The sequence below is a fragment of the Actinoalloteichus spitiensis RMV-1378 genome (genome assembly GCF_000239155.1).
GTDB lineage: Bacteria > Actinomycetota > Actinomycetes > Mycobacteriales > Pseudonocardiaceae > Actinoalloteichus_B > Actinoalloteichus_B spitiensis.
In genome coordinates, this window is sequence record NZ_AGVX02000367.1 from 1 (window position 1) to 6,894 (window position 6,894).

A 6,894-nucleotide genomic window follows, 5' to 3' on the forward strand; every position below is an offset into this window, starting at 1 on the left:
GGTGGTGCGGCACCACACGGATCGGCCGCTCCCGCCGATGGAGGTCGAACGGGTGCCGGCGAGTGCGCTCCGAGCCCCTCGGTCGGGTGCTCGCAGGGCTGGCCTCGCTCGCGCTGGCGGAGGAGGCGGACCGGACCCGTTCCTGGCTCCTCGCGCCGACGCGTGCCGCGCGAACCGCGACGATGTGCGACGCATCCCTGGTGGTCGTCCCACTGGCGCACCAACGTGCCTACCCGGGCCGCCACGCGGAACCGGACAAGGGCTGGGAGGGCCGGGGCCGTGCCGCCGGCCGGCCCGTACCGGTACGTCGACACGGGCACAGCCACGTCGCTGGTGCCGCTCAGGGCGGCCGGCGAGGGGCCGGGGGCCTGCTCCTTCGTGCTGCCGGCGGAGTCGCACGAGCCCGTCCCGGCAGGAGTTCGGGGTGCCCGCGGAGTTGGCTCCCCTCGGCCGCGTCGGTCGGGCGGTGGGACGGCTCCCGAACGCGGGGTCGCACCTGACGGCAGCCGAGTTGACCGCCGTCGAGGCACTGCCGGGCGTCGGCCTGAGCGGGTCGGGGCCGGGCCCCGCACGGCCTCCGGTCCCCCGAGGACCTCCGCACCCGTCCGTGTTCGGCGACGCGGCGGGAGTCAGGGCAACCAGGACAGGTGCGGTCCGAGCAGCGCGTACCCGACGAAGGCGACGACGTCGATGAGCGCGTGGCCCACCACCAGGGCCCAGAGCCTGTTTGTCCGCTGCCAGTACCGGGCGTAGACGAGTCCCATCACGATGTTGCCGAGGAACCCGCCGAACCCCTGGTACAGGTGGTAGGTGCCGCGGAGGACGGCCGAGAACCACAGCGAGGCGTTCTCCGACCAGCCGAGCTGCCGGAGCCTGGTGATCAGGTACCCGACGACCAGGATCTCCTCGGCCCAGGAGTTGCCCACCGCGGAGAGCACCAGGGTCACCGAGCGCCACCACGCCTCGTCCAGCGTGCTGGGCAGCACGGTCAGGTTGATGCCGATCGCCCTGGTGACGAGGTAGAAGGCCAGACCGGGAACGCCGATGATGGCGGCGAGCCCGGCTCCCCGGACGAAGTCGCGGCCGACCTGGGCGCGGTCCAGGCCGATCCGGCGCAGCGCGATCCCGGCCCGCCACAGCAGGTACACGCCGAGCGCACCCCACGACAGCAGTTGGAGCACGCTCGTGAGCTGCCTGGCCAGGTCGAGCAGACCGATGGTGGCCTGCGGGACGTTGATCGCGACGGACTGCTCCGAGAGCGGCGTGGGCCGGAGCAGGGAGTCCAGCAGGGACAACAGGCTGCGCAGCCCGGACAGTCCGAGTGTCGCGGTGAAGACGATGAGGAGTTCGATGACGACCGCTCGCCGCTGCCCCGGATCGGAGATCACCTCGGGGTCTGCTGGGCGGGCCGGGCGGAACCAAGACCGCGGCGTGGAGGGCACGTCCGCACGGTACAGCGGTCGCGGAGCCCCGGGACCCGGCCCGGGATCGGCCGACAGGAGATCGGTGGCGCTCCCGGCCGCCCTGCTCGGCGGCGCCGGCGGGCGCGGCGGGCTGGCGGGTTCGGGTGGGGGTGGTCCGTCCACATCGGTGCGAGACGGGGCCCTGGTGGCCGTCCCGGTCCCTCCGCGCCACTGCCCGCCGGCGCCCCGGCCGTTGCGGAGGGGACGGGCAGCCCGAACGGGCGCCGCCCTCGGCGCACGGCGGGGTCGCCCGGCTCATGGGCCGGTGGTCACCGCCTGGACGAACGGGCAGCCCACGAGCCGGCGAAGCTCCAGCGAGAGCTCGCGCACCTCACTGACCGGGCGCGAGAAGGCCAGGCGGACGTCGTGGTCCCCGGTCACGGCCTCCACCCGGAGCCGCAGGCCGAACCGGTCGATGCCCAACGGCCGGACCCGCCCACCCCGCAGGTGGTCGGGGACGTGCCGGCCGAGCATGCCGACGACATCCCGGTGCGCGTTCTCCAGGTGGCGCAGCCAGTGCGGTTCCTGCCGGCAGAACGGGTCCGGCACCGCCCTCGTGAACTCCTCCGGGGCGACGGGGCAGGTGCCCTCCGCATCGGCGAGGACCATCGACGCGGGGGTGAGCCGGAGGAGGGACATTCCGTGGCCGATGTCCAGCAGCCTGGTGTCCGGGCGGTGTTCGGCGATCCCCAGGCCCTCGGCGCGGGCCTCGTTCGGTGTCAGCGCGGTGAGCAGACCGGTGAACCACAACAGGCCCCGCACCGGCTCCCGGAGCGGTACGGGTGCGGCGTCGGCCAGCTCCAGCACCGCCGCCGAGACGGCGTCGTCCCCAGCACGCAGCCTGGCCACCACCGGGTGCTCGTCGGGCAGCATCAGCGTGACCACTCCGTCCGGCGCGGTGTGGTGCAGGATCGGCTCGACCCGGGTCGCACTGGTCTCGTCCGGCATCAGGGCGGCCCGGCCCCCGCGCTCGGCGATGCTCCTCGCGCGTTCGGCCGCGCCGGGGCCGTTCACGCGATGGTCGGGCGTCGTCACCACCAACTCACCTCCAAGTGTTAGGTGAGCCTAACCTGTTCTGGTCGTTGGGGGTAGTCGTGTTCCGTCCCCGGCGGGCCGACGGTCCCCCTCACCCGGTGGCGCGGGACTCCGGGCCCCGGCGGGCCCAGGACCAGGCATAGCGTTCGTCCTCGCAGGCGAGGGCCGCCTCGCCCAGTTCGAGCGGGCGGAAGGTGTCCACCATGACGGCGGTCTCGTCGAAGCGCTCCGCGCCCAGCGAGGCCTCCACGGCGCCGGGCTGGGGGCCGTGCGTGCAGCCGGCCGGGTGCAGCGACAGCGAACCCAGTCCGATCCCCGAACCCTTCCTGGCCTCGTAGTCCCCGCCGACGTAGAACATGAGCTCGTCCGAGTCGACGTTGGCGTGGTTGTAGGGCACCGGCACCGCGAGCGGGTGGTAGTCGACCTTGCGGGGCACGAACGAGCAGACCACGAAGTTCGGGCCCTCGAAGGTCTGGTGCACCGGAGGCGGCTGGTGCACGCGGCCGGTGATCGGCTCGAAGTCGGCGATGTTCAACGCCCACGGGTACAGGCAGCCGTCCCAGCCGACCACGTCGAAGGGGTGGTGGGCGTAGGTGAGGACGGACAGGCCGGCCCGGTGCCGGACCAGGACGTCGACGTCCTCGCCCTCCGCCAGCAGCGGCGAGGTGGGGGCGCGCAGGTCGCGCTCGCAGTAGGGGGCGTGTTCGAGGAACTGGCCCCGCGCGGAGAGGTACCGGCGCGGTGGTCCGATGTGCCCGGTGGCCTCCAGCACGAGGAGGCGCAGCACGCCCCGGGGGAGGATGCGGTAGGTGCACGACGCCGGCAGCACGACGTAGTCCCCCGGGCCGACCTCCAACGCCCCGTACACGGTCTCCACCGTCGCCGACCCCGACTGCACGTACAGCAGCTCGTCGCCGACGGCGTTGCGGTACAGGCCGCTGTCGGCGTCCGCCGCCACATAGGAGATGGACACGTCCGGGTTCGCGAACAGCTGCCGCCGGCCGGTCACGGCGTCGACGGGGCCCGCCGGCCAGCTCAGCTCCGGGGTGCGGAAGTGCCGGGGTTTCAGGGGGAGGTTGGGCGTGGTGGACCTGCCGTGCGCCTCGGGGGAGGAGGCCCGGGCGGGCCAGTCCGGCTCCCGCGAGTCGATGATCGCCGTGGGGAGTTCCCGGTGGTAGAGCAGGGCGGAGTCCGAGGAGAACCCCTCCACCCCCATCAGTTCCTCCGCGTACAGGCTGCCGTCCGGTGAGCGGAACTGGGTGTGCCGTTTGGGGGGTAACTCACCAACACTGCGGTAGTGGGGCATGTCGGCTCCCGGTGTTCGTTATGCGGACACCTTTGTTCATCGTTCGTTCCGGCACTAGCGTGTCAGCCGTGTCAAGCGCCGTTGAACTTCATGCTCCCGGTCCGCGGGGGATTCCTCCCCTGCTCGCGCGGTTGGTCGACGACGCCGCGCTCTTCCCGCCCGCCAACACCGGAATGGCCGAGGCGGTTCGCGGCCACCTGGAGGCGCGGGCTGGTAACGCGGCCGGCGTCATGGGGCTTTTCCTCTGCCCCTCGTCGCGGCTGCCGGAACTCATCACCGAACTGATCAAGGCCAAGCCCCTGCGCCCGGTGGCGTTGTCGCTGGTCATCGACACCGGATTGGGGGGAGTGCCCAAGGCCGTTTCCATCGTGGAGTCCCGCACCGAACTGCTGTCGCTGAACATGGTGGAGATGCCAGCGCCGTCCGAGGTGGACGACGTGTGGCTCGAACGCGTGTCCGAGTTCGTGCCGGAGGACGTCATCCGCGTCATCGAACCGCGCCGAGGCGGCGCCGGTTGGCTGGACAGCGTGCGGCGGGTCGCCGAGCACGGTTCGTGGGCGAAGCTGCGGTGCGGGGGCGCCACCCCCGAGGCGTTCCCCTCCGTCGACCAGGTGGCCGACTTCCTGTCGGTGGCCAGCAGCACCGGTATCCCCTTCAAGGCGACGGCGGGGATGCACCACGCGGTGCGCTACGTGGACGAGGAGACCAACTTCCCCCACCACGGGTTCCTGAACCTGCTGGTCGCCTGCGCCAGGGCGCTGTCGGGCCGGGACGTCCGGGAGGCGTTGGCGAGCGACGACGCCACGGCGCTCGCCGAGGAGGCCAAGGAGCTCTCCGACGAGGCGGCCCGCGCCGTGCGGGGCGTGTTCGCCTCCTACGGCTCCTGCTCGTTGAGCGAGCCGCTCGACGACCTCCGGGAACTCGGCCTGCTGTGACCCGGTGACGCCGCACCGGCGCGCGGGGGACGCGTCGGTGTGCCCGCCATGCCGGACGCCGGCAGCGCCCGGTCAAATCGGTGGTGTACGACCACCTCCCTGCGGAAGGGTGATCGTGTGAGCTGGATCGACGACCCCGCGTTCAGCGCGGCCGGCCCGTTCGGACCGCAGACCCTGCCCTACGGGGCCGGGCGGGTGCGAGCGGAATCCGCGACAGGTGTGCTCGTGCGCGTCGGAGACCACGCGCTGCCGTTGCGCCCGCTGGCCGCCCACCTCGGACCACGACTGTCCGAACCCCTGGCCGCCGGCTCGCTGGACCCGCTGTTGGCCGCCGGCCGCCCGGTGTGGGCGGAACTGCGGGAACGCCTGCGGGAGCTCGTGGACCGCGACTCGGCGCCGCCCGGTGCCGATCTCGTACCGCTCGTGGAGGTCCGGCCGGTGCTGCCCTTCGCGGTCGCCGACTACGTCGACTTCTACTCCTCCCGGCACCACGCGGAGAACGTCGGCCGGATCTTCCGGCCGGACTCCGACCCGTTGCTGCCGAACTGGACGCACCTGCCGGTCGGTTACCACGGGCGCGCCGGCACGGTCGTGGCCAGCGGCACGCCGGTGCGTCGGCCACGGGGCCAGCGCAAACCCCCGGACTCGCCAGCGCCGGTGTTCGGGCCGAGCGAGCGGCTGGACATCGAGGCCGAGGTGGGCTTCGTCTGCGGCGGGCCGGTCCGGGGCGAGGTGCGGACCTCCGAGCTGGCCGACCACGTCCTGGGGGTGGCCCTGGTCAACGACTGGTCGGCCCGGGACATCCAGGCCTGGGAGTACCAGCCCCTCGGCCCCTTCCTGGGGAAGTCCTTCGCCACGTCCCTCGCCCACTGGATCACGCCGCTGGACGCGCTGGAGGCGGCGCGAGTGGCCCCGCCCCCGGCGCCGCACCCGCTGCTGGACTACCTGGCCGAGGACGAGCCCTGGGGGCTGGACCTTCGGCTGGAGGTCCGCTGGAACGGCACCGTGGTGAGCCGTCCACCGTTCGCCTCGATGGCCTGGTCCCCGGCGCAACAGCTGGCGCACCTCACGGTCAACGGGGCCACCGTCCGGCCCGGCGACCTCTTCGCCTCCGGGACCGTGTCCGGCCCCGGCCGGGACCAGCGCGGGTCGTTCCTGGAACTGAGCTGGGGCGGACGGGAGCCGGTGACCCTCGACGACGGCAGCGCCCGCGCCTTCCTGCTCGACGGCGACGACGTCGAGATCACCGCCACCGCCCCCGGGCCGGGCGGCTCGGTCGTGGGGTTGGCCGAGGTCGCGGGCCGGGTGCTGCCCGCCGATGCCGCGCCGGGCGTACGCGGCTCCGGACGTTGACATGTCCGTCCCCACCACCCGCCAGCCGGTGACCACCCCGAGCTCGGCGGCCGACGCACCGGTCGCGGAGGTCGAGATCCCCGGGCTCCCGCGCGAACGGTCCCTCACCCTCGAACGGGGGTTGGCGTTGTTGCAGGCGGTCGCCGAGGCGCAGTCGGACGCCCCGACCATCAGCGAGCTCGCGACCGCCATCCGGGTCAGCCGAGCGGCGGTGTACCGGTTGTTGGGGCCGCTGCAGGCCCGGGGCCTGGTCCGCAGGGAGGGGTCGAGGGTCCGGCTCGGTCTCGGCCTGCTCACGCTGGCGGGCAACGTGCTGCCCCAGGTACGGCTCGCCGCGCTGCCCGCACTGAGGGAACTGGCCGAGCGGACCGGCGCGACCGCCCACATCACGGTGGCCGACGGTGAGGAGGCCCAGGTCGTGGCGGTGGTCGAACCCTCGTGGACCGTGTTCCACGTCTCCTACCGCGTGGGCTACCGGCACCCGGCACGGCAGGGGGCGGCCGGGCGGGCCATCGACCTGCCCGCCGACCGCCCCTGGGTGTTCTCCAGCGGGGAGATCCAGGAGGGCGCCCACGGCGTGGCCGCCCCGGTGCGGGGGGTGCCCGGCCTCCGGGCGAGCGTCGGGGTGGTGGCGATGCGCGCCGTGGACGAGGCCACGGTGGGGCCGCTCACCGTCAGCGCCGCCGAGGCGGTCTCGGCGGCGCTGACCTGAACCGGTCGCGAAGAGCCCCGCGGCGGTGCTCTCCGTTCGTCACCGCACCCCTCGGCCGCACCACTGGCGGTTCACGCCGGCGCCGTGAAC

6 protein-coding genes are annotated in these 6,894 nt (G+C 73.5%); 3 read left to right on the forward strand and 3 right to left on the reverse strand.

All coding sequences use genetic code 11. The features are described 5' to 3' along the window. Window positions 1-629 precede the first annotated feature (629 nt). From ACTIDRAF_RS0216335 to ACTIDRAF_RS0216345, 3 genes are all read right to left on the reverse strand, one after another. The gene (locus tag ACTIDRAF_RS0216335; protein WP_157163072.1) at window positions 630-1,442 is read right to left on the reverse strand and encodes a CPBP family intramembrane glutamic endopeptidase; all 813 of its coding nucleotides are present in this window, start codon (window positions 1,440-1,442) and stop codon (window positions 630-632) included. Window positions 1,443-1,718: 276 nt separating this feature from the next. Beyond that, a complete protein-coding gene (locus ACTIDRAF_RS0216340; protein ID WP_016699799.1) occupies window positions 1,719-2,501 on the reverse strand; it encodes a DUF2470 domain-containing protein in 783 nt (260 codons plus the stop codon). Between the two features lie 88 nt (window positions 2,502-2,589). Beyond that, complete coding sequence (locus ACTIDRAF_RS0216345; RefSeq protein WP_016699800.1) at window positions 2,590-3,804, reverse strand: homogentisate 1,2-dioxygenase; 1,215 nt, start codon at window positions 3,802-3,804, stop codon at window positions 2,590-2,592. Between the two features lie 20 nt (window positions 3,805-3,824). Between ACTIDRAF_RS0216345 and ACTIDRAF_RS0216350 the strand changes: the two genes are divergently transcribed. The 3 genes from ACTIDRAF_RS0216350 to ACTIDRAF_RS0216360 all read left to right on the forward strand — a co-directional run bounded on the left by ACTIDRAF_RS0216350 (window position 3,825) and on the right by ACTIDRAF_RS0216360 (window position 6,804). After that, window positions 3,825-4,739 (forward strand): hypothetical protein, encoded by a 915-nt coding sequence (locus ACTIDRAF_RS0216350; protein ID WP_052168869.1) that lies wholly within the window; start codon window positions 3,825-3,827, stop codon window positions 4,737-4,739. A 117-nt stretch (window positions 4,740-4,856) separates the two neighbouring features. Further along, entirely contained in the window at window positions 4,857-6,092 is a 1,236-nt protein-coding gene (gene fahA / locus ACTIDRAF_RS0216355) for a fumarylacetoacetase (RefSeq protein ID WP_016699802.1), read from the forward strand. 1 nt (window position 6,093) lies between these two features. Continuing rightward, window positions 6,094-6,804 (forward strand): helix-turn-helix domain-containing protein, encoded by a 711-nt coding sequence (locus tag ACTIDRAF_RS0216360; protein ID WP_157163073.1) that lies wholly within the window; start codon window positions 6,094-6,096, stop codon window positions 6,802-6,804. The last annotated feature ends 90 nt before the right edge of the window (window positions 6,805-6,894 follow it).